19 protein-coding genes and 1 tRNA gene are annotated in these 22142 nt (G+C 55.5%); 15 read left to right on the forward strand and 5 right to left on the reverse strand.

All coding sequences use genetic code 11. The features are described from left to right. Positions 1 to 38: 38 nt before the first annotated feature. Both AOB54_04010 and AOB54_04015 read left to right on the forward strand, forming a co-directional pair. Positions 39 to 578 carry a TRAP transporter small permease subunit gene (locus AOB54_04010; GenBank protein WVN42550.1) on the forward strand — a complete coding sequence of 180 codons (540 nt, stop codon included), beginning with the start codon at positions 39 to 41 and terminating at the stop codon, positions 576 to 578. A 3-nt stretch (positions 579 to 581) separates the two neighbouring features. Further along, positions 582 to 2042, forward strand: a complete 1461-nt coding sequence (locus AOB54_04015) for a TRAP transporter large permease subunit (GenBank protein ID WVN42551.1) — start codon at positions 582 to 584, stop codon at positions 2040 to 2042. A gap of 17 nt (positions 2043 to 2059) precedes the next feature. On the opposite strand, the gene dctP is transcribed toward AOB54_04015, so the two are convergent. Beyond that, positions 2060 to 3148, reverse strand: coding sequence for a TRAP transporter substrate-binding protein DctP (dctP, locus tag AOB54_04020; GenBank protein WVN42552.1), 1089 nt, complete (start codon positions 3146 to 3148; stop codon positions 2060 to 2062). 58 nt (positions 3149 to 3206) lie between these two features. After that, a complete protein-coding gene (gene argH, locus AOB54_04025; GenBank protein WVN42553.1) occupies positions 3207 to 4595 on the reverse strand; it encodes an argininosuccinate lyase in 1389 nt (462 codons plus the stop codon). Between the two features lie 21 nt (positions 4596 to 4616). Here argH and hemC point away from each other — a divergent pair, with 21 nt between their 5' ends. The 4 genes from hemC to AOB54_04045 are packed head-to-tail and all read left to right on the forward strand — an operon-like array spanning position 4617 to position 8484. Next, positions 4617 to 5531 (forward strand): hydroxymethylbilane synthase, encoded by a 915-nt coding sequence (hemC, locus tag AOB54_04030; GenBank protein WVN42756.1) that lies wholly within the window; start codon positions 4617 to 4619, stop codon positions 5529 to 5531. 16 nt (positions 5532 to 5547) lie between these two features. Further along, a complete protein-coding gene (locus AOB54_04035) occupies positions 5548 to 6441 on the forward strand; it encodes a uroporphyrinogen-III synthase (protein WVN42554.1) in 894 nt (297 codons plus the stop codon). Continuing rightward, positions 6425 to 7399 carry a uroporphyrinogen-III C-methyltransferase gene (locus AOB54_04040; GenBank protein WVN42555.1) on the forward strand — a complete coding sequence of 325 codons (975 nt, stop codon included), beginning with the start codon at positions 6425 to 6427 and terminating at the stop codon, positions 7397 to 7399. Before AOB54_04035 ends, AOB54_04040 begins: the two co-directional genes overlap by 17 nt. Continuing rightward, positions 7396 to 8484 carry a heme biosynthesis HemY N-terminal domain-containing protein gene (locus tag AOB54_04045; protein ID WVN42556.1) on the forward strand — a complete coding sequence of 363 codons (1089 nt, stop codon included), beginning with the start codon at positions 7396 to 7398 and terminating at the stop codon, positions 8482 to 8484. Before AOB54_04040 ends, AOB54_04045 begins: the two co-directional genes overlap by 4 nt. Positions 8485 to 8544: 60 nt before the next feature. Here the strand turns inward: AOB54_04045 and AOB54_04050 are convergent, their stop codons facing one another. Next, positions 8545 to 10596 (reverse strand): sodium-translocating pyrophosphatase, encoded by a 2052-nt coding sequence (locus AOB54_04050; GenBank protein WVN42557.1) that lies wholly within the window; start codon positions 10594 to 10596, stop codon positions 8545 to 8547. Positions 10597 to 10742: 146 nt separating this feature from the next. On the opposite strand from AOB54_04050, the gene ppa reads away from it, so the two are divergent. The 3 genes from ppa to AOB54_04065 are packed head-to-tail and all read left to right on the forward strand — an operon-like array spanning position 10743 to position 13284. Continuing rightward, the gene (gene ppa / locus AOB54_04055) at positions 10743 to 11282 is read left to right on the forward strand and encodes an inorganic diphosphatase (protein WVN42558.1); all 540 of its coding nucleotides are present in this window, start codon (positions 10743 to 10745) and stop codon (positions 11280 to 11282) included. Then, positions 11283 to 12935, forward strand: coding sequence for an NAD+ synthase (locus AOB54_04060; GenBank protein ID WVN42559.1), 1653 nt, complete (start codon positions 11283 to 11285; stop codon positions 12933 to 12935). It abuts the gene before it with no gap. A gap of 10 nt (positions 12936 to 12945) precedes the next feature. After that, positions 12946 to 13284 carry a P-II family nitrogen regulator gene (locus AOB54_04065; GenBank protein ID WVN42560.1) on the forward strand — a complete coding sequence of 113 codons (339 nt, stop codon included), beginning with the start codon at positions 12946 to 12948 and terminating at the stop codon, positions 13282 to 13284. Here the strand turns inward: AOB54_04065 and AOB54_04070 are convergent. Further along, the gene (locus AOB54_04070; GenBank protein WVN42561.1) at positions 13250 to 13804 is read right to left on the reverse strand and encodes a Smr/MutS family protein; all 555 of its coding nucleotides are present in this window, start codon (positions 13802 to 13804) and stop codon (positions 13250 to 13252) included. The genes AOB54_04065 and AOB54_04070 overlap by 35 nt on opposite strands. A 33-nt stretch (positions 13805 to 13837) precedes the next feature. Next, the gene (gene trxB / locus AOB54_04075; GenBank protein ID WVN42562.1) at positions 13838 to 14800 is read right to left on the reverse strand and encodes a thioredoxin-disulfide reductase; all 963 of its coding nucleotides are present in this window, start codon (positions 14798 to 14800) and stop codon (positions 13838 to 13840) included. A gap of 131 nt (positions 14801 to 14931) precedes the next feature. Between trxB and AOB54_04080 the strand changes: the two genes are divergently transcribed. From AOB54_04080 to AOB54_04105, 6 genes are all read left to right on the forward strand, one after another. Then, positions 14932 to 17319, forward strand: coding sequence for a DNA translocase FtsK 4TM domain-containing protein (locus tag AOB54_04080; protein ID WVN42563.1), 2388 nt, complete (start codon positions 14932 to 14934; stop codon positions 17317 to 17319). Then, positions 17316 to 17984 (forward strand): outer membrane lipoprotein chaperone LolA, encoded by a 669-nt coding sequence (lolA, locus tag AOB54_04085; GenBank protein ID WVN42564.1) that lies wholly within the window; start codon positions 17316 to 17318, stop codon positions 17982 to 17984. Before AOB54_04080 ends, lolA begins: the two co-directional genes overlap by 4 nt. A gap of 43 nt (positions 17985 to 18027) precedes the next feature. Beyond that, positions 18028 to 19320, forward strand: coding sequence for a replication-associated recombination protein A (locus AOB54_04090; protein ID WVN42565.1), 1293 nt, complete (start codon positions 18028 to 18030; stop codon positions 19318 to 19320). Positions 19321 to 19333: 13 nt separating this feature from the next. Beyond that, a complete protein-coding gene (gene serS, locus AOB54_04095) occupies positions 19334 to 20644 on the forward strand; it encodes a serine--tRNA ligase (GenBank protein WVN42566.1) in 1311 nt (436 codons plus the stop codon). A 24-nt stretch (positions 20645 to 20668) separates the two neighbouring features. Beyond that, positions 20669 to 20758, forward strand: a tRNA-Ser gene (locus tag AOB54_04100). A 76-nt stretch (positions 20759 to 20834) separates the two neighbouring features. Further along, entirely contained in the window at positions 20835 to 22136 is a 1302-nt protein-coding gene (locus AOB54_04105) for a tyrosine-type recombinase/integrase (GenBank protein WVN42567.1), read from the forward strand. Positions 22137 to 22142: the final 6 nt, after the last annotated feature.

The raw sequence follows: 22142 nt of genomic DNA on the forward strand, positions 1-22142 counted from the left end.
GCTATGCCGGCCTTTTTCTTGCACAATCGCGGTTGTCTATGAAATCACTCTTGGCCATCAGTCAGCACATTGATCGCGCAAGCCGCGTGGCGGCTCGTGTGGCGATCTGGCTTGTGCTGATTTGCGCTCTGGTATCAGCACTGAATGCCATCTCGCGTTATGCCCTGGATCTAAGTTCCAATGCTTGGCTGGAATTGCAGTGGTACATGTTTGCGGGCACGGTCTTGCTTGGCGCACCGCACCTGTTGGCCACCAATGGCCATGTTCGGGTGGATCTGTTCTATGCCCGGCTCAATTCCCGGCAGCGCAATTGGCTAGATCTGGCTGGCCTGATTCTTTTTCTGCTGCCGTTTTCAATTTTCATGCTCACAACATCGTGGCCTTGGTTTGTTGAGTCGTGGCAGATTCAAGAGATTTCCAGTAACGCGGGTGGCCTGCTGCGTTGGCCGGTGAAATTGCTTCTGCCGATTGGTTTTGCGCTACTCATCGCCCAGGGCGTTTCGGAAATCATTAAACGTATCGCAGCGCTCAGTGGTGAGATCACACTGGATTCTCACTACGAGAAGCCCCTGCAATAAGCCATGAACCCGATCGATTTCATGGCCCCCGCAATGTTCGCCGCCCTGGTGGTGGTGTTGCTGTTGGGCCTGCCGGTGGCTTTTTCACTGGCGGCCTTGGGGCTAGCCTCTGGTTTTGTAGCCATTGAGTTGGGGCTGTTTCCGCCACAGTTCATGGCGAATCTGCCGTATCGGGTCTTTGGCATCTTATCGAATGAGCTGTTGCTGGCGATTCCGTTTTTTACCCTGATGGGCGCGATTTTGGAGCGCAGCGGGCTTGCCGAAGATCTGCTCGAAGGCTTTGCACAACTCTTTGGCGGGCTACCGGGCGGCCTGGCCTATGCGGTGATCGTGGTGGGTGCAATTCTTGGTGCGATTACTGGCACCGTGGCTGCATCAGTGATTGCCATGGGCGTGATCGCATTGCCGATCATGATGCGCTACGGCTATAACCATCGGCTTGCCACAGGGGTCATTGCCGCATCAGGCACCATCACTCAGGTGATCCCACCATCGCTTGTGTTGATTGTTCTTGCCGATCAATTGGGCCGCTCGGTTGGCGATATGTATCTTGGGGCCGTTGGTCCGTCGCTTGCCCAGATTGCGATCTTCTTACTCTTTATTTTCTTGGTGTCGATTTTTTCGCCCAAGATGATGCCGCCGTTACCCGCGCAGGCCAGAACACTGCGCGGCTGGCCCCTGGCCAAAAAAGTGATCAAGGGTGTGGTGCCATCTATGGGCCTGATTTTCGTGGTGCTAGGGACGATTTTCTTGGGCCTGGCCACCCCTACCGAAGCCGGTGCCATGGGCGTGTTGGGGGCGATTGGGCTGGCCGCACTCTATCGCCGCCTGAAGTGGGGCATTGTGTATCAGGGCATGACATCCACCATGACCATCACCGTGATGGTGATCTTCATTCTGATTGGTGCCACCGTATTTACCTTGGTCTTTCAGGGTGTCGATGGTGGCATTTGGGTGGAGCATCTGTTTACTAGTGTGGGGGCGGATGATGCCGTCACCTTTCTGATTGTCGTCAATATCCTGATTTTCTTTTTGGCGTTTTTCTTAGATTTTTTTGAGATCGCCTTTATCGTGATTCCGCTCTTGGCCCCCATGGCCGATAAGCTTGGCATTGATCTCATTTGGTTTGGTGTCCTGATCTGCGTGAACATGCAGACATCTTTCATGCACCCACCGTTTGGCTTTGCGCTTTTTTATCTGCGGGGCATTGCACCCAAATCCATCAAGAGCAGTGACATCTACATGGGCGCTATTCCGTGGGTGGGCATGCAACTGATTCTGGTGGCGATTTTGATTTTCTTTCCAGAGCTGGTCACAGGCTTTTTAGACAAGCCTGCCGCGGTGGATTTACAAACGATTGAAATCCCCCTAGACCCTGCTGCAGCGGATCCGGCTCTACACAATGAAACGGGTGGCAAATCGCCACCCGCTGATGATCCGGCGGATTACTTCAAACAGAAGTAGTCCCCATAAGACCCGTCTTAGAGTTTTTGCCGGGCAATAAAGTTATCGAAGCTGGCCTCGGCCACCCGGAACCAGGCCTGCTGGTCTCGGTGAAAGCCACGTTGTTGATCAAAGATCTTTTTAAATGCGGGGCTCTTGGCATTGGTCTCGGCCAGCAGCTCTTGATTTGCTTTAAAGCAGGCCTCTAACACCGCCTGCGGATAGGCGCGCAGTACTGCGCCACCTTGCACCAAGCGCTTAAGCGCCACTGGGTTGAGTGCATCGTATTTGGCCTGCATCCAGGTATTGGCCTCAGCGGTTGCGGCCTGCAGTGCCGCCCGATAACTCTCTGGCAAGGCATCCCATGCTTTCGCGTTCACCTGAAAGCCGAGCGCTGCGCCGCCCTCGTTCCAGCCGGGGTAGTAATAAAACTTGGCGATCTTATTTAGACCAAGCTTTTCATCATCGTGCGGTACCGTAAATTCAGCCGCGTCAATCGTGCCTTTTTCAAGTGCTGAATAAATCTCACCGGCTGGAAGCTGCTGGGTGACGACGCCAAGCTTGGTCAAGACCTGGCCGCCCATACCGCCCGTGCGGAACTTCAGGCCTTTTAAGTCTTCGACCGATTTGATTTCTTTTTTAAACCAGCCGGCCATCTGTGAACCTGTGTTGCCACAAAGCAGACTCACGACACCAAACTGCCGGGTGAATTCGTTAAAGATTTTTTCACCACCACCATGCAGCCACCAGGCGTTGTACTGTCGGCTATTTAGGCCAAAGGGAATGCATGTGCCAAAGGCCCAGGCGGGGTCTTTGCCAATGAAGTAATAGGGTGCGGTGTGATTGCACTCAATCGTGCCTTTTTCCACGGCATCTAACACTTGTAGCGGGGGCACAATCTCGCCGGCCGCATGAACCGTGATTTGAAATTTTCCACCTGTGATCTGGCTGACCCGCCGGGCCACTAATTCAGCAGTACCAAACAGGGTGTCCACGCTTTTGGGAAAGCTTGAAGCGCAGCGCCAGCGGATTACATCGCTTTGCGCCATGGCGGGTGCGGATACGGCAGCAGCACCGCTGGCCAGTGCAACGGCGCTGCCTTTGGTCAGAAAGTCACGACGGCTCATGGTTGGGGTCTCCAGTTTTTAGTTATCACAACATTAAGGTGGCCGCGTTCGGCGCACTTTATTTACTGCGGTGTGCTTTCACCTGGGCACGGACTTGATCGGGCGCTGTCCCGCCAATGTGGTTGCGGGCCGATACCGAGCCCTCGACTTGTAGCACTGTAAAGACATCTTCGCCAATCTTGGGGTGAAAGGCCTGCAGCTCGGCAAGCGACAACTCTGACAAATCTTTTTTCTTCTCGACCGCTGCCCGCACGGCAAGGGCCACCGCCTCGTGGGCATCCCGAAAGGGCAGGCCTTTTTTCACCAAATAGTCCGCCAAATCAGTCGCGGTCGCGTAGCCCTCAAAGGCTGCGGCCCGCATGGCTTCTTTTTTCACCTGAATACCGGCCACCATGTCGGCAAACACCCGCAGGGTGTCAAGCACTGTGTCGGCAGTATCGAAAAGCGGCTCTTTGTCTTCCTGATTGTCTTTGTTGTAGGCCAGTGGCTGGCCCTTCATTAGCGTAAGCAGGCCCATCACGTGGCCATAGACTCGGCCAGTCTTGCCGCGGGCAAGCTCGGGCACATCGGGGTTTTTCTTTTGCGGCATGATCGATGAACCCGTGCAGAACCGATCAGGAAGATCAATCAGCCCCATGCGTGGTGTCATCCACAAGATCAGTTCTTCCGATAGCCGCGAGATGTGGGTCATGATCAGGGCGCAGCAGGCCGTGAACTCAATGGCAAAGTCCCGATCGCTTACGGCATCAAGTGAGTTTTGGCAGACACCATCAAAGCCCAGTGTCTTGGCCACCCGCTCACGGTCAATCGGGTAAGACGTACCTGCTAATGCGGCTGCGCCCAAGGGCAGGCGATTCACACGCTTTCTGCAGTCGGCAAGCCGCTCCTGATCACGCGAAAACATTTCCACATAGGCCAGCATGTGGTGGCCAAATGTCACCGGCTGTGCCACCTGCAAGTGCGTAAAGCCCGGCATGATCGTGTCGGCATTGCTGTCGGCCTGTGCCAGTAAAGAATCCTTCAATGCGGTAAGCGCTGTCTGAAGGTCATCAATTGTGGCCCGCACCCACAGACGGATATCGGTGGCCACCTGGTCGTTGCGGCTTCGGGCCGTGTGGAGCCGCTTGCCCGCATCACCGATCAGGTCGGTGAGTCGTTTTTCAATATTCAAGTGAACATCTTCAAGCGCTAAGGACCACTGGAACTGTCCGGACTCGATCTCTGACTGGATCTGGGTTAAGCCGCGCTCGATATCTTTTAAGTCCTGGCCAGAGATTAGCCCGACATGCGCTAGCATCTCGGCGTGGGCTTTTGATCCTTGGATATCGAAGCGGGCTAGTCGGTGGTCAAAAAAGACCGAACCGGTGTAGCGCTGCACAAGTTCCGAGACAGGTTCGTTAAACCGGCCGGACCAGCCTTCGTTTTTCTTAGAGAATTGTTCGGTCATTTGATTGATACACTTGGAAATATGTGGATTATTGCATCGCGTGAAAGTCGTTTGGCCATGTGGCAGGCCGAACATGTACAAAAGCTGCTTGGCCAGGCCAGCGGTCAGCCCGTTGAGATTCTGGGCATGACCACCCGGGGGGACCAGATCCTGGATCGCACCCTGTCTAAAGTGGGCGGTAAGGGCCTCTTTGTCAAAGAGTTAGAAACGGCCTTGGCCGAGGGCAGGGCGCATTTGGCGGTCCACTCGCTCAAAGACGTGCCCATGGAACTGCCTGATGGCTTTGAGCTGGCCTGCGTTATGGAGCGGGAAGACCCCCGTGACGCCTTTGTATCCAATGATTTTGCAAGCCTGGATGACCTGCCCCAGGGTGCGGTGGTGGGCACATCAAGCCTTCGCCGCGAGGCCCAGTTAAAGGCCCGTTATCCCCATCTTCAAATCGTGCCGCTGCGCGGCAATTTGGACACCCGGCTATCAAAACTGGACCGTGGCGATATGCAGGCCATTATTCTGGCTGCCGCTGGTCTGAAGCGGCTGGGTATGGCCCAAAGAATTCGCCAGATCATTGCGCCAGAGGTGTTACTGCCGGCTGCTGGTCAGGGCGCACTTGGAATCGAAATTCGCCAAGACGGATCTGGCATTCGTCAGGCCCTGCAGCCCTTGGTCGACCCAAAGACCTTCCGTGAAGTGCGCGCTGAGCGTGCGCTGTCTCGTGCCCTTGGGGGCAGTTGTCAGGTGCCTTTGGCCGCGTATTGCGTGACCGAGCCCGATGGCAAGACCCTGCGGCTTCGTGCCTTGGTGGCGATGACCGACGGATCGAAAGTCCTAAGAGCCGAGTGTTTTGGCCAAGACCCCGAGGCCCTGGGCCTTTCGGCCGCCAAAGAACTCTCCGATCAAGGCGCCCAGCAGATTCTTCAGTCGCTGGGCGTGGCCTAAGCGGGGGTGGCAGGGCATGGGCTCTGCTAACCCTTTGATTCGCTGCGCTCTGATTGCCCGCCCGCAGTGGGATTGGTCAAGTCCAATTGGTGCGGGCAGCGATCACATTCCCAGCGTTGCCTCGTCGGCGTCCATTCAACAGGAGTCCTTGGGTGACCCGCGGCTGGTTGGCGCACCATTGCAGCATCTTTCTCTGTGTCCGCCAGATCGACGGATTTTGGATCGGTTTCGGTGGGCCCAGCAGCAGTGGCTGGTCTTAACCAGCCCAGCCAGTGTCCAGGCCTTGGATCAGTGGCTCTTTCACACTGGAATCAATGTGATGTTCAACCCCGATATGCGGGTGGCAGCGGTTGGCAGTGGTACCAATAACCAGCTTGCGCATTACATCAGCCAAAACGCCGCAGATCCGGCCCGGGCGTGGCGTATTAATGCCAATCGAACCATCACCTCTGCAGTCGATGAAAAGGCTGATGCCGTGGGTCTTTTGGCGGCGATGGACGCTGTCTGCAGGCGAGACGGTTTTTATTGGCAAGAACAGATGGTGCTGATTGCGCAGGGTATGGGCAGCCGCACCACACTCGTTGACGGGCTTCGCGCACGCGGCGCGACTGTCCTGGTGGCGAATCTGTATCAGAGAATTGATGTGCGTTGGCCAGACAGAATCTGGGCCATGCTTGCTAATGCCGCACCAAATGAAATTGCAGTCGTGGTGACCTCGACCACCGTAGTGGATCGCTTAATTCAAGATTGTGGCCAACACCAGCTCGATCTGGCGCGCGTGGCATGGGCGACTCAGCATGCTGCAGTTGCGGAACGTTTAAAGAGCCGGGGTATCCAACCGATTCGGCGTGTGCGTTTAGACCCTGACCATCTCTCGGGCGATTTATTTGATCATGAACAATACTGGTAAGGCGGTTGCAGCGGGGCTGGCCATGGCCGTTCTTTTGGGGGCTGGCTGGTGGTTGATTGATCGCGGGCCAGGCCAGTCGGTGTTCTCTACTGGTGGGTCCGTTGGCCCAAATCCTGCGGCCGATTCTGCGCTAACGCTGCCAAGCCGCGCAGAGCCCAGCACCCTATCCGCAGACTGGCTCAACGAGATTGATGCTTCTGTGCGTTTGTTAAACGAATCGTTGTTCATGAGTGCCAATGTTGCCGGCAGTATTGCCTTGCTTGACATTTTGGATGCGCGCATTGCCCGCCACGAGGCAAAAAGCCTGCTGGCACCATTGCGTGCCGCGCTGGCCAGCGACCGTGACAAGCTCATGGCTGCCCGAGCGCTGGATATCGCTGCAATTGCCTCTACCCTTGATCGGCTGGTGATCGATTTGGACTCACTGCCGCAGTTGGCCTTAAAAAAGCCGATGTTAAACCCCAGCAAATCAGGCACGGTGTCAGACACCTCGTCGGTGTCTGACACCTCAACATCACTGAGTCTGCCGAGTTGGCAAGAAATCGCTGATCGCTTGATGGACAAGATCGCCGAGGTGGTGCGCGTTCGTCGTGTGGATGATCCCCGTGCAATTCTATTAACGCCTGAACAAAGTTCTCTTACGGTCGAGCGTCTGCGTTTGCGGTTGCTATCGGCGAGGCTTGCACTTCTGTCCCGACAAGAACCCATCTTTTTGCAAGACATTGCCCAGGCACAACAGTTGCTCACGCAGATTTTTGATCCACAAGATTCCCGTGTGCTGGCCTATCAGCAGATACTGGCGCAGTTTGCACAGCTGGGGGGTAAGGTGGCCATCCCCGTTGGTCTCAAAGCATCGGCAGCAATTGAACAATTGAAAAAACAGCCTGGTGCGGCTAGTTCATCAACGCCTGCACTGAACTCGCCCGCGGCGCCTGCGGCATCGCGGCCTGGCCCATGAAAAAACTCTTTGTTCTTTTGCTTCTGATTGGCTTGGCAGTGCTGGCCGACATGCTCTTTGGTCTGACCGATGGCAATGTCACGCTGTGGGTGCCGCCTTACCGAATCGACTTAACGTTGCAGGCGGCGATTATTGGCCTGCTGGTGTTGGTGATTTTGCTGTTGATTGTGGGCCGTTTTCTTGGGCTCTTACTTAGCCTTCCCAGTCGTTTGCGGCAGTTTCGCAGGCGGCGCACACAGGCCACCCGGCTTCGGTCGCTGTCCGAATTGATTGTGGACTATTTCGAGGGTCGGTTTGCGCGGACGGTGAAGTCTGCCAAGTCGATTCAAGAAGATCGGGATTTGCTTGAAGAGGTGCCCCATGCCGTTGCTGCGGCGACTGCGATTGCAGCCAGTGCCGCCCACCAATTGCGGGACAGTAATTTGCGCGATCAACTCATCATGGCGCTACGCCAGCACACCAAGACGGGTGATGAACAGGCCTTGGCGGGGCTGCTGGAAGCGGAATTTGCCGTCGATGATCACCGGGGTGGCCGCGCATTGGCCTCGCTAGCGCCGCTCACCAGGGGCGACCGCCGGCATGTTCACACGCTGCGGCTAGCGTTGAAAGCCAATACGCAGGAATCGAATTGGGAAGAAGTGCTGCGGCTCACCAAGCTTTTGGAAAACCGCAAGGCCATTGCGCCGATTGTCGCCATTCATTACAAGCGATTGGTGGTTCAGGCATGGATTGAAAGTGCGCGCTATGAGCCAGCGATTGAGTTGATTGAATCCACGTTGAAGTCGAACTGGGATTCCAGTCTGGCCATGCTGTATGGCCGCTGCCTGGGCAATGCAAAAGATCAGCTCGTGAAACTGGAGTTGTGGTTACAACAGCACCCCTCTGACGCAGAATTAAATTGGTCTTTGGGCCGAGTCTGTCAGCGTCAGCGGCTGTGGGGCAAAGCCCGTCAGCACTTTGAGTTGTCGCTTCGGCTCAAACCCATGATCGCAACCCACTTTGCTTTGGCCGAGATTGCAGAAGCCTTGTCTGAAAAAGAAACCGCCGCACTTCATTGGAAGGCGGCGGCCACGATGGCGGTCTAAACCGCCGGTGTTTTGGCCTGCTCAAACGGCAGCAGGGCCAAAACAGGTTTCGATCACAACTTACTTCGCTGCCATGGGCAGAATTGGCACGATCAAGAGCGCCACAATGTTGATGATCTTGATCAAGGGGTTCACAGCCGGGCCAGCGGTGTCCTTATAGGGATCGCCAACCGTGTCCCCCGTTACCGCGGCCTTGTGGGCGTCAGACCCTTTACCACCGTAGTGACCATCTTCAATGTACTTCTTGGCGTTGTCCCACGCACCGCCACCGGTACACATGGAGATTGCGACAAACAGACCGGTCACAATCGTACCCATCAGCATGCCACCGAGCGCTTTGGGGCCAAGAATCAATCCAACAGCAACCGGCACCACCACGGGCAGCAGAGAAGGAATCAGCATCTCTTTGATCGCAGCCTTGGTCAGCAGATCTACCGCAACGTCGTATTGCGGTTTACCGGTACCGTCCATGATGCCTTTGATTTCCCGGAACTGTCGGCGCACTTCAGTCACGACCGAACCCGCACAGCGGCCAACGGCCTCCATGGCCATGGCGCCAAACAAGAAGGGAATCATGCCGCCAATGAATAGGCCGATGATGACTTCATAGTCCGACAAGTCAAACTTGATGGTGTGACCTGCACCCTCGAGTGCGTGGGTGTAGTCAGCAAACAAGACCAACGCAGCAAGACCAGCAGATCCAATGGCATAGCCTTTGGTCACGGCCTTGGTGGTGTTGCCAACGGCATCCAGCGGGTCGGTCACGTTGCGAACCTCTTTGGGAAGTTCGGCCATTTCTGCAATACCACCGGCGTTATCGGTAATCGGGCCATACGCATCAAGTGCCACGATAATGCCCGCCATTGACAGCATGGCGGTGGCGGCAATGGCAATGCCGTAAAGGCCAGCCAGCTGGAATGCCACCCAGATGGCCACGCAGACCGACAGCACGGGCAGTGCAGTCGAGCGCATGGACACAGCGATACCAGCAATGATGTTGGTGGCGTGACCCGTTTCAGAGGCAGCGGCCACATGGCGCACTGGGCCGTATTCTGTGGCGGTGTAGTACTCGGTAATCACCACCATGGCGGCGGTGAGTGCAATGCCCACAATCGCCGACAGCCAGAGATTCATCACCGTCATGCCGGGTACGACTGCTGCAGCACCCGCCATGATCCAATTGGTCACAAAGTAAAAGGCAATGATCGACAACACGGCAGCAACAATCAGGCCTTTGTAAAGCGCCGTCATGATCTTGCCAGTACCGGAATACTTCACAAAGAAGCAGCCAATGATCGATGCGATCACCGACACGCCGCCAAGTGCCAAGGGGTAGATCGCTGCCTCTGCTGCGATGCCTTTCATAAGAAGGGCACCCAACAACATGGTGGCAATCACGGTCACCGCATAGGTCTCAAACAAGTCGGCGGCCATACCAGCGCAGTCACCCACGTTGTCGCCCACGTTGTCGGCAATCACGGCGGGGTTGCGGGGGTCGTCTTCCGGGATACCGGCTTCAACCTTGCCCACCAAGTCCGCGCCCACGTCTGCACCTTTGGTGAAGATGCCGCCGCCAAGACGGGCAAAGATGGAAATTAGCGAGGAACCAAAGGCCAGACCGATCAGGGGGTGCAGCGCCTTCATCACGTCGCCAGTTCGGGCCAGTTCAAAGGCATAAAAGCCAGCCACGCCGACCAGGCCCAGACCGATCACGAACATGCCCGTGATGGCGCCGCCTTGGAAGGCAATCGCCAGTGCTGGGTTGATACCGCCGCGGGCGGCTTCCGCCGTGCGCACGTTAGCCCGAACGTTGATGTTCATGCCAATAAAGCCGGCAGCGCCTGACAGAACGGCGCCGATGGCAAAGCCGATGGCGGTGTCTAGGCCAAGGCCCGGCACGATGGCAATCAAAATAAAGATGGCAACACCAACGATGGCAATCGTTCGGTACTGCCGGCCCAGGTAGGCCGAGGCACCGGCCTGAATGGCGGCTGCAATCTCCTGCATACGGGCGTTTCCTGCAGATTTGGCCAGGATCCAACGGCTAGCCACAATGCCGTAGACGATGGCCAGCAGGCCACAGATCAACGCCAGATTTAGTCCCATTGACATGGGGTTTCTCCTTTTTTATTAAAAATTCCCTTAGAACTTCACGTAAAACCCACTAAATATGGCTGAGATTCGACACTGACTGGCCATGGGGGAATCCCTTAGAATGGCAGGGCCTCGCGTTGCCCCCTCAACTATGGAGACCTGAGATGGCCCTGAAAAATGTCACTGCCGGCAACAAAGCGCCGGAAGAGTTTAACGTCATTATTGAAATCCCCGCCCATTCCGACCCGATCAAGTACGAAGTGGACAAGGAGACCGGCGCGCTCTTTGTCGACCGGTTCATGATGACCTCCATGCATTACCCCTGTAACTACGGCTACATCCCCGAGACGATCTCGGACGACGGTGACCCTGTCGATGTGTTGGTCATCACCCCGTTTGCAGTGGCTGCCGGCGCGGTGGTCCGTTGCCGCCCCATTGGTGTCTTAAAAATGGACGACGAGGCGGGTGGCGATGCCAAGCTTCTCGCGGTCCCTACCGACAAGATTCTTCCCATCTATAAGCGTTGGAAAGAACCATCCGACATTAACCAGCATGTCTTGGCGCAGATCCAGCACTTCTTTGAACACTACAAAGACTTGGAAAAGGGAAAGTGGGTCAAGGTCAAAGGTTGGGCCGGCTCCGATGCAGCGAAAAAAGAAGTCACCGACGGCATGAAGCGCTATCAAAAGGAAAGCGTGAAATAAATGTTCCGGGTCGCCATTGCGCAAATCAACAGCCGTGTTGGCGACCTAGCAGGTAACGCAGACAAAATCTTTCAAGCGGCGCAAGAGGCGCAGGCCCAGGGGGCTCAGGTCGTTCTTACCCCAGAGCTCTCGCTAACGGGCTACCCCCCAGAAGACTTGCTGCTTCGCGCCGCATTTCTGGCGGCCTGTGATCAGGCCCTGCAAGACCTGGCCGAGCGGCTAAAGGCCCTGTCAGACATCACGGTGGTGGTGGGTCATCCCCGTGCCCGAGAGCATCATGTGTTCAATGCCGCATCTGTTTTTCGTTACGGCAAATTGATTGGCAGTTACGGAAAGCTTGAGCTGCCAAACTATGCGGTGTTTGATGAGCAGCGATATTTCTCGCCCGATGGTGCCCCCTGTGTGGTTGAAGTCAACGGGTTAAAGCTGGGGATCAATATCTGTGAAGACGTCTGGGCCAGCCGAGCGCCCGCCATGGCCAAGGCCAGTGGTGCCCAGGTGTTGTTATCGCTTAACGCATCGCCTTTTCATCTGAACAAGCAACGCGAACGGCTGGATGTCCTTCGTGCGAATGTCTCCAAGCTGGGCCTGCCCGTGGTCTTTTGTAATTTGTTAGGTGGCCAAGACGAACTGCTTTTTGACGGTGGCTCATTTGTGCTGAATAGCCGTGGCGATGTGGTGGCGCGGGCCAAGCAGTTTGAAGAAGACCTGCTGGTCGTGGATATCTTTTCCAGCGCACTGGCAGACGAACAAATTCCAGCGCGCTTAGAACCCGAATTGTCGATTGAGCAGCAGGCCTATCAGGCCCTGGTGTTGGGCACGCGCGACTACGTCACGAAAAATGGTTTCAAGGGTGCAGTCTTGGGGCTATCGGGTGGGGTTGATTCAGCCTTGGTCTTGGCCGTTGCTGCCGATGCACTCGGCCCAGAAAATGTCCGGGCAGTCATGATGCCGTCGCCTTATACCGCCCAGATCAGCATTGATGATGCCAAGGCCTGCGCACAGGCACTTGGTGTCCGGTTAGATCAAATTGATATCGAACCGCTTTATGGTCAATTTAAGGAATCGCTAGCGCCGATTTTCTCTGGTCTACCTGCCGACACGACTGAAGAAAATATCCAGGCCCGTGTTCGTGGCACGCTCTTGATGGCCATCTCGAATAAGACATCAGCACTGGTGTTGGTGACTGGAAATAAATCAGAGATGGCGGTGGGCTACTGCACGCTCTACGGTGATATGGCCGGTGGCTTTGCGGTGATCAAAGATCTATTCAAAGGCATGGTCTATCGGCTTTGTCATGAACGTAATCAGATGGGGCTGGCCCAAGGGTCTGGCCCCGTGATTCCTGAAAGAATTCTGACTCGTGCACCGAGTGCGGAGCTTCGTCCCAATCAGACCGACCAAGACAGTCTGCCGCCCTATGACCTGCTCGACGACATGCTGGCCCGTTACATTGAAAATGGCGAGACCCGTGCCGAGATCATTGCCGCAGGTCATGCGCCGGCCGATGTCGATCGGGTATTGCGGCTGATCCGAATCAATGAGTACAAGCGCCGTCAGGCGGCCCCTGGGGTGCGGATCAGTCAACGGGCATTTGGCCGCGATTGGCGCTATCCTTTAACAAATGGATTTTCTGAACCAACAAACCAATAGGTGAAAGACTGTGAAGCTAGTGACCGCGATCGTAAAGCCCTTCAAACTCGACCAAGTCCGAGAGGCCCTTGCAGATGTTGGGGTGAGCGGCCTGACCGTGACGGATGTAAAAGGCTTTGGCCGCCAAAAGGGCCATACCGAGGTTTATCGTGGCGCCGAGTACGTGGTGGACTTTCTGCCCAAGATCAAGATCGAGGCGGTTGTGGCCGACGAGCTCTGTGAGCGTGCGGTGGAGGCGATCGTCACGGCGGCCAGAACGGGGCGCATTGGCGATGGCAAGATTTTTGTTACCCCGATTGAGCAGGTGATCCGAATCAGGACCGGCGAGACGGGTGACGCGGCTGTCTAAGTAGTACCCGAACGGCGCCGCTGCCGCCATCGTTGGCCGGCGCCTGGCAAAACGCCAATACCTCTTCTTTTTGCATGAGCCAGGCCAGCACCTTGCCTTTGAGCACGGGCTGGCGGTTAATCGACCCCAGGCCTTTTCCGTGAATGATCCGCACACAGCGGATCTCTCGGTGGGCGCAGTGTTTTAAAAACTCAGCAAAGGCATCACGCGCCTCGTCGGTGCGAAGGCCGTGCAAGTCAAGACTCGCCTGCACCACCCAGTGGCCACGCCGAAGTTTCTTCAGTGTGTCGCTGGAAATGCCATGCCGCGCAAAGGAAAGCTGCTCATCGCTATCAAGAAGGCTCTCGGGCGTCATGTCCGAGAGCCTGGAATCCATCAGGGCCTGATTCTCGTCTTCAAGCCGCTTAACAGGAATGGGTTTTGGTTTCGGCTTGGCCTGGACCGATGGCGGCATAGGCGTTGCGGGCAAGGGCTTTGCGCCCGCAACGGCAGCCAGAAAGAGTTCGCGCTCGTCGGTCATATGGTTTGGCCATTGTGGTGCTGTGGCGTTTAATTACTTTTCAAGCGCCTCAAGGTAGCGCTGGGCATCGAGCGCTGCCATACAGCCCGTACCGGCGCTGGTCACAGCCTGGCGATAGATGTGATCTTGCACATCGCCTGCTGCGAAAACACCCGCGATGTTGGTGGCTGTTGCATTGCCTTCTAAACCGCTCTTGGTCTTGATGTAACCATTGGTCATGTCCAACTGGCCTGCAAAGATGTCGGTGTTGGGCTTGTGGCCAATGGCAATGAAGACACCATGCACGGCAAGCTCTTTGGCCTGACCACTTTCGGCGTGTTTGATTCGAACACCGGTAACGCCAGAGTCGTTGCCCAAGACTTCATCAAGCACATGGTTGAACTCCACGCGGATATTGCCCCCCTGGGTCTTGGCCATAAGGCGATCGACCAAGATGGGTTCTGCGCGGAACTTGTCACGGCGGTGAATCAAGGTCACAGTTTTTGCAATGTTCGACAAATAAAGGGCTTCCTCTACCGCGGCGTTGCCACCGCCCACCACGCAGACGTCTTGGCCTTTGTAGAAAAAGCCGTCGCAGGTTGCGCAGCCGGAGACACCCCGGCCCATAAAGGTCTCTTCAGATGGCAGGCCCAGGTATTGGGCAGAAGCGCCGGTGGCGATAATCAGCGCATCGCAGGTGTATTCACCCATATCGCCCACCAGGCGAACTGGCTTTTCGGTCAGCTTGGCAGTGTGGATGTGGTCAAAGATCATCTGGGTCTTGAAGTGCTCTGCATGCGCTAAAAATCGCTGCATCAGGTCTGGGCCCTGCACACCGTGGGGTTCGGCAGGCCAGTTTTCAACATCGGTGGTGGTCATGAGCTGGCCGCCCTGGGCCAATCCAGTGATCAGCACGGGGTTCAGGTTGGCGCGAGCCGCATAGATGGCGGCGGTGTAGCCGGCAGGGCCTGAGCCGAGAATGATGAGTCGGTGGTGTTGGGGGGCAGCATTTGCCATCTTGAGGGAGCCTTTCTGTCAGGGGCGCGGGGGAGTAAAACGGGGCCGTGCAGGCGAGAATCCCGTCGACACGGCACAATTATAGAAATTTAGACCGAAGCCCGTTGGACCCCCAGCGGAAAAAGGAGTTCATGGCACTACGCAATACCCGATCTTCAGGCCGCACCAACGCCGGATCAGCCGGCCGCAGGGCCTTGTCCGCAGACAGCACCCCCCAGGTCTCCGGGTTTGGGGCAGAGCTGCGCTGGTTTGGCTATGGTGCTTTTTCCATCTGGATGTTTCTCTCCTTGGTCTCCTGGTCACCCAACGATGCGGGCTGGTTCCAGCAGGGCTCCCAAGTGGAGCCCTCGAATTGGCTGGGCCGCTTTGGCGCCTGGACATCAGACTTCATGCTGTTTGGCTTTGGGTTTTCTGCTGCCTGGTTCGTGGTGTTGTCTGCGTCGCTGGCGTATGCCAGCTGGTTTTTGGCTCGCGCTGTCCGAGAACAGCAGCAGCTTGGGGTTGGCACGGCGATCGAAGAGGGTGGCCGAAAAGCATTGATGAGTCCTGTCCGGTGGGCGGGCTTTGTTCTATTAATGATTGGCAGCTGCACTCTGGAAGCCCAGCGCATTAGCTGGGGGTCCAGCCCGATTTCATTTCAGGCGGGTGGCGCCCTGGGCAGTGTGGTGGGAAGTTTTGGCGACTGGGCCCTGGGGTCCATCGGCCTGACGCTGCTGTGCTTGGTCATGATCGTGGCCGGCCTGGCCATGTTTTTTCGCTTCTCTTGGCTTGATGTCACCGAGCGCGTGGGCCGCACCGCCGAGGCACTGCTCTTTCAGGCGCGCGCCAAGATTGCTGCCCGTGAGGACCGCAAACTCGGTGAGTCGGCAGCCATTGAGCGGGCCGAGACCTTGGAAGAAAAACGCCGTCAACGTGAAGTTGAGCACAGCCTGGAAATCAAGCCTGTGGCGGCACCGCAGGTGTCTAAAAAAGTGGTCGAGGCCAAGCAGCGGGAAAAACAACGTTCGCTTTTTTCAGACGTCGCCGCAACGGGTGGTCTGCCGCCGCTGTCGCTTTTAGACGAAGTGGGTGAGCAGATTGAAACTGTGTCCGCCGAGACGCTGGAATTCACATCGCGGCTGATTGAAAACCGGCTGGCCGACTTCGGTGTTCAGGTCAAAGTGGTGAGTGCCCAGCCCGGCCCGGTGATTACGCGTTATGAGATTGAACCGGCCTTGGGGGTAAAGGGCTCGCAGATTGTGAACCTTGCGCGCGATCTTGCCCGTGCGCTTTCGGTGGTGTCGGTGCGTGTGGTGGAAACTATTCCGGGCAAGACCTTTATGGGCCTGGAGTTGCCCAACCCACGCCGTCAGATGGTGCACCTGTCAGAAATTATCGGATCAACGGCATTTCAGGATCACCATGGTGTGTTGCCCATGGCCCTGGGTAAAGATATTTCGGGCGCACCCACGGTGGTGGATCTGGGCCGGATGCCACATCTGTTGGTGGCAGGGACCACGGGTTCAGGTAAGTCGGTTGGCGTAAACGCCATGCTGTTATCACTTTTATATCGATCCACGCCGTCTGAAGTTCGGCTGATCATGATCGATCCGAAGATGTTGGAGTTCTCGATGTACGAGGGCATCCCCCATCTGCTCACGCCCGTGGTCACCGACATGAAGCTTGCTGCCAATGCGCTGCATTGGTGTGTGGGTGAGATGGAGCGGCGCTACCGCACCATGAGTAAGCTCAACACCCGCAATCTGGCTGGCTTTAACCAAAAGGTGGAAGAGGCCATCAAAAAGGGTACGCCGCTTAAAGACCCGCTGGCCAACCCTGAAGACCCCGATGCACCCACACTGGTGCCGCTGCCACAGATTGTGGTGGTGATTGATGAGCTGGCCGATTTAATGATGGTGGCGGGTAAAAAGATTGAAGAGCTGATTGCGCGTCTTGCGCAAAAGGCCCGTGCTGCCGGCATTCATTTGATTTTGGCCACGCAGCGGCCATCGGTGGATGTGATTACGGGATTGATCAAGGCCAATATTCCGTCGCGAATTTCATTCCAAGTCTCTAGCAAAATTGATTCACGCACGATCCTGGATCAGATGGGTGCCGAGGCCCTGCTTGGTCAAGGTGACATGCTCTTTTTGGCCGCGGGGTCCGGCATGCCAACCCGGGTGCATGGCGCTTTTGTGGCAGACGATGAAGTGATGCGCGTGGTCAACTTTGTGAAGCAGACGGGCGAAGCCCAGTATGACGACAGCATTTTGGATGGCGCAGACACAAGCGGTGGTGGCGGCACCTTTACCGCAGGGCTTTCCCCCGAGGGGGTCAGCGGTGAGGCCGATCCGCTGTATGACGAAGCTGTGGCGATTGTGTTGAAGCACCGCCGCGCATCGATTTCGTTGGTGCAGCGGCATTTGCGGATTGGCTATAACCGTGCGGCCCGGCTGCTGGAAAGCATGGAGCAGGCAGGCGTGGTTTCGACCATGCAAAGCAACGGTAACCGCGACATCTTGGTGCCGACATCTCAATGATGACCAACACCTTCAGCAAATGGTTTGGTGGGGCACTGATCCTGGTAACCCTGGTGTCAGGCACGGTGTCAGACACCGTGCAGGCGCAGTCGGTCGCGGTGGATCGCATGATCGAGAGTCTTGCGTCGACTCAGACATTGAGCGCCGATTTTTCTCAGACCACGGCGGCAAAATCTGCCCGGGTGCGTCAGTCTTCGGGAACGTTTTGGATGGCTAAGCCTGGCATGCTGCGTTGGGAAATTAAAAAACCATACGCACAACTGCAAATCCTAAATGACAAAGAGTTCTGGGTGTTTGATCCGGATTTGGCCCAGGCATCGGTTCGGCCCGTGGCCGCAGCGAGTCTTACAGGGATTGCGGCGCTTTTACTAAACAGCAATACATTGACACGCGAGCAGCTATTGGAGCGCTACGAGTTTTCCGACGCCGGGCAGCGTGATGGCTTGACCTGGATTGGGGTGGCGCCTAAAAAACCGGAGCCAGGTATCAAGCGGTTGGCCGTGGGTATGGATGCCGATGCGCAGTTGCGCAAGTTTGAAATTACCGACAGCCTGGATCAAATCACCCGAGTCGATTTAATCAGGATTTTTAAAAACGGCACCATTGATCCAAAGCTCTTTCAATTTTCAGTGCCTGCTGGCGTGAGTGTGTTGCGCGCACCGTGAAGTTGGTTCGCGGTATTCACTTGGGCTTTCCTTCAACTTAGACATGTCGACTGCGCTTTCGATACCACTTGCTGAACAGCTGCGGCCGCAGTCAATTGATGATGTGGTGGGCCAGTCTCACCTGTTGTCGCCAGGGGCGCCACTTGCAGCGGCAGTTGAGAGCCAAAAGCTCCACTCGATGATTCTCTGGGGCCCACCCGGTGTGGGTAAGACCACGCTGGCCCGCCTGTTGGCCAAGGCCTGTGGTGCCGAGTTAATTACGATCTCGGCAGTGCTGGGTGGTGTCAAAGAAATTCGAGATGCCGTGCTACTTGCCGAACAGAATCGCCAACTGCAGCGACAGTCCGTGGTCTTTGTCGATGAAGTCCATCGGTTTAATAAAGCGCAACAAGATGCGTTTTTGCCGCATGTCGAAGCAGGCCTCTTTGTCTTTGTGGGTGCCACGACTGAGAACCCTGCCTTTGAGGTCAACAGCGCACTGTTGTCACGGGCCAGTGTCTATGTCCTGAAGCCCTTAGATGAAGCAGCGCTCACCATCTTGTTGGAGCGTGCCCTGCGCAGCTATCAAGCACCTGCTGATCTGATGCAGTCGGATGCGCTTAGTCGATTGATGACGAGCGCGGATGGCGACGCCCGCCGTTTCTTAGGCGCCTTAGAGCTTCTGATTCCGCGGGCGCTGCAGACCAAGGCCGTCATTGACAACGCCTTGCTCGATCAGTTGCTGCCGCAGTTGATGCGCCAGTTCGATAAAGGGGGCGATGCCTTTTATGACCAGATCTCGGCCTTGCATAAGTCGGTGCGTGGCAGCGACCCCGATGCAACGCTGTATTGGTTTGCCCGCATGATCGATGGGGGCTGTGACCCACGTTACATCGCCCGGCGGATGATTCGCATGGCGGTGGAAGACATTGGTCTGGCTGATCCCCGGGCGCTCACCATGACGCTAGAGGCCGCTCAGGCCTATGAGCGGCTTGGTTCGCCAGAGGGTGAGTTGGCCTTGGCCCAGGCCCTGGTCTTTTTGGCCTGTGCTGCCAAATCCAACGCGGTGTATGTCGGCTACAAGGCCGCAACCAAGTTTGTGCAAGAGCGCGGCTCCATGCCGGTGCCAGACCATTTAAGAAATGCGCCAACCAAACTGGCTAAAGCGATGGGCCATGGTGCGCAGTACCGCTACAGCCACGATGAGCCGGGCGGTTTTTCTGCAGGCCAGCGCTACTTTCCAGAAGCCGTGGGGAAAGACCCCCAGTTTTACCAGCCGGTCGACCGCGGAATGGAAAGTAAAATCGCGGAAAAGCTCGCCGAACTGCGGCGACTCAATAAAACCAAGCCTTCATGAAAAGCCCTTTCTTATGATCGATCCCCAGTTACTTCGTAAAGACCTAGCCGGCACTGCAGCGGCGCTCGCCCGCCGTGGTTACACCCTGGATACCACCGCGTTTGCCGAGCTTGAATCCCAGCGCAAAGCGGTTCAGGTCGAGACCGAACAGCTGCAGTCTCAACGCAACAGCCTGTCGAAACAAATCGGTATGGCCAAAGGCAAGGGCGAAAATGCAGACGCATTAATGGCGCAAGTCGCACAGATTGCAGCCAAACTTGATGCAGGCGCCAAGCAACTCGAAGAAATTCAGGCCAAGCTGAATGATTGGTTAATGACGATCCCCAACATTCCGCACGCGTCCGTACCCGAAGGGGCGGATGCTGATTCGAATATGGAAGTCCGCCGGGTGGGCGAGCCGAAGCCATACCCATTTGACGTAAAAGACCATGTGGATGTGGGTGCCAAGCTTGGTTTGGATTTTGAAGTGGCTGTGAAAATCACGGGCAGTCGGTTTGCGGTGATGCGCGGTGATGTGGCCCGCCTGCATCGGGCCCTGGCCCAATACATGTTGGACACACACACCCAGTTTCATGGCTATCAGGAGTGCTACACCCCGTACATCGTGAATGCAGACAGCATGCGTGGCACAGGCCAGCTGCCCAAATTTGCAGATGATTTATTTGCAGTAAAAAAGGGCGGTGTTGAGGGTGAGGGCGAGACGCTTTACTTAATACCAACTTCGGAAGTCTCGCTCACCAATATCGTGCGTGATGAGATTCTTGACCCTGCGCAGCTGCCGCTGCGGCTAACAGCCCACACGCCTTGCTTTCGGTCAGAGGCGGGCAGCTATGGCCGCGATACCCGGGGCATGATTCGGCAACATCAGTTTGATAAGGTCGAGATGGTCCAAGTGGTTGACCCGGACCATAGTTACGCGGCGCTTGAAGAGATGGTGGGCCATGCCGAAGCGATTTTGAAAGGACTGGAATTGCCTTATCGGGTGATGGCCCTGTGTACCGGCGATATGGGCTTTGGCGCGGCAAAGACCTATGACTTGGAAGTCTGGCTGCCTTCTCAGAACACTTATCGGGAAATTTCGTCGGTTAGCAACTGCGAGGCCTTCCAGGCCCGCCGCATGCAGGCCCGGGTCCGTAAGGTAGGCGAGGGCGGCAAGGCCCGCCCGGAATTGGTCCACACCCTAAATGGCTCTGGTCTGGCCGTGGGCCGGGCCCTGGTCGCGGTGCTTGAGAACCATCAGCAGGCCGACGGCAGCGTGGTGATCCCGAAGGCCCTGGTGCCCTATATGGGCGGCAAGACGGTGATCGCGCCGGCGCAGGTATAATTCGCGCTCGCATTTCGAGATCGCGGAGAGGTGGCAGAGTGGTCGAATGTACCTGACTCGAAATCAGGCGTGGGCGTTAGTCCACCGTGGGTTCGAATCCCACCCTCTCCGCCAATCCAAAAAAAGCCTTTAAGATCAATGACTTAAGGGCTTTTTTGCTTTTGGGTGGTAGCACAACTGGTAGCAAAACGTGCTCAACATACCCGTCTATCTCCGTGGCAGTACTTACTATCTACACATTCGCATTGGTAATAAACAGTTCAAGAAATCCCTTGATACCGGAAAGAAAAAAATCGCCAAAATAAGAGCGATACACCTCTTAGGGCAACTGATGGCAAAGCAACCTTTTGATATCAACAGCATTAATCTGAAGGAAACCAAATCCTTTGAGATAGACCTGCAAAGGGGGATTCTTAAAAGTGATGGACCCGAGGACCACCAACGAATGATGGAAGCCTTGGGGGTTCTGAAAAGCATTCACAAAGCCCCTAAAACAGAAGAGCAGGACCTAAAACCTACCGCCACCAAAAAACAAGGACTGACTGTTCCCCAGGTGGTAGATAAGTTATTTTTGCTAAAAAAAGACCTGAAGGAAGCAACACGGATTTCTTACGGAAATACTGCAAAAGAATTCTCCACGTTCCTCAAAAATCCTTTGGTCTTTGAAGTCCAGCCAAGTGATATCACCCGCTATCAAGAATATCTTGCAGAGGAAATAAAGGTCCCAGGTAAAGAGAAAAAGGCAAACAGCACCCGGACCATTGACAACAAAATCTCCGCTTTAAGAACGATTTTTAATTTTGCAATCACACAGGGCTACTCAAACGGGGCTAATCCAGCCCAAAACCGTCAGTTAATGAGTAGCAAAAAACGAAAGCAAAGCAATGGCTATGCAATTTTTGAATTAGACGAAATTAAATCTCTGTATCACTCGGATTATTTCAAAGAGCAGAAACAGAAGGACCCTGACTATTACTGGGTGCTTATGTTGGGCATTCACACAGGGTGCAGGATTTCAGAAATTACAGGGCTAAAAGCAACGCAGTTCAAGAAAACAGATTCCGGAGTGAATTACATACAAATCAGGGATAGCAAAACTTCTGCAGGCATAAGGTCGGTACCAATACCGGATGAATTGCTTCAGTCCGGCTTGGCTGATTTTATTAAAGACAAAGACCAGCTCTTCAAGTACACCTTAAGGCTTGGGAGAGGGTCTGGGAATGCTGTAGGAAAAAAGTTTAAACGACACTTGGAGACTGTAGGAATTACCCGAGACAAGCTTGTCTTTCACTCAATTCGTAAGTTCGTAAACGATTTCTTAAAACAAAATGGGATTCCGTACGAAGTCCGTTGTCAGTTTATTGGGCACGAGATTGAAGATATTAACAACCGTGTCTATGCCAAAGACTTCAATGTGGAACAAATTGCATTGGCGTTAGACTTATTAAAAAAGGAATGGCAAATCATTTCAGGGCTTTCAGTAAAGGGCTAGTTAATC

Source organism: beta proteobacterium MWH-UniP1, assembly GCA_036362785.1.
In the GTDB taxonomy this organism is placed as follows: domain Bacteria; phylum Pseudomonadota; class Gammaproteobacteria; order Burkholderiales; family Burkholderiaceae_A; genus Lacustribacter.

Bases quoted from the DNA above. Each gene is read 5' to 3' on its own strand.
- AOB54_04010 (WVN42550.1), top strand. From the start codon at position 39: ATGAAATCACTCTTGGCCATCAGTCAGCACATTGATCGCGCAAGCCGC.
- AOB54_04015 (WVN42551.1), top strand. From the start codon at position 582: ATGAACCCGATCGATTTCATGGCCCCCGCAATGTTCGCCGCCCTGGTG.
- dctP (WVN42552.1), bottom strand. From the start codon at position 3,148: ATGAGCCGTCGTGACTTTCTGACCAAAGGCAGCGCCGTTGCACTGGCC.
- argH (WVN42553.1), bottom strand. From the start codon at position 4,595: ATGACCGAACAATTCTCTAAGAAAAACGAAGGCTGGTCCGGCCGGTTT.
- hemC (WVN42756.1), top strand. From the start codon at position 4,617: ATGTGGATTATTGCATCGCGTGAAAGTCGTTTGGCCATGTGGCAGGCC.
- AOB54_04035 (WVN42554.1), top strand. From the start codon at position 5,548: ATGGGCTCTGCTAACCCTTTGATTCGCTGCGCTCTGATTGCCCGCCCG.
- AOB54_04040 (WVN42555.1), top strand. From the start codon at position 6,425: ATGAACAATACTGGTAAGGCGGTTGCAGCGGGGCTGGCCATGGCCGTT.
- AOB54_04045 (WVN42556.1), top strand. From the start codon at position 7,396: ATGAAAAAACTCTTTGTTCTTTTGCTTCTGATTGGCTTGGCAGTGCTG.
- AOB54_04050 (WVN42557.1), bottom strand. From the start codon at position 10,596: ATGTCAATGGGACTAAATCTGGCGTTGATCTGTGGCCTGCTGGCCATC.
- ppa (WVN42558.1), top strand. From the start codon at position 10,743: ATGGCCCTGAAAAATGTCACTGCCGGCAACAAAGCGCCGGAAGAGTTT.
- AOB54_04060 (WVN42559.1), top strand. From the start codon at position 11,283: ATGTTCCGGGTCGCCATTGCGCAAATCAACAGCCGTGTTGGCGACCTA.
- AOB54_04070 (WVN42561.1), bottom strand. From the start codon at position 13,804: ATGACCGACGAGCGCGAACTCTTTCTGGCTGCCGTTGCGGGCGCAAAG.
- trxB (WVN42562.1), bottom strand. From the start codon at position 14,800: ATGGCAAATGCTGCCCCCCAACACCACCGACTCATCATTCTCGGCTCA.
- AOB54_04080 (WVN42563.1), top strand. From the start codon at position 14,932: ATGGCACTACGCAATACCCGATCTTCAGGCCGCACCAACGCCGGATCA.
- lolA (WVN42564.1), top strand. From the start codon at position 17,316: ATGATGACCAACACCTTCAGCAAATGGTTTGGTGGGGCACTGATCCTG.
- AOB54_04090 (WVN42565.1), top strand. From the start codon at position 18,028: ATGTCGACTGCGCTTTCGATACCACTTGCTGAACAGCTGCGGCCGCAG.
- serS (WVN42566.1), top strand. From the start codon at position 19,334: ATGATCGATCCCCAGTTACTTCGTAAAGACCTAGCCGGCACTGCAGCG.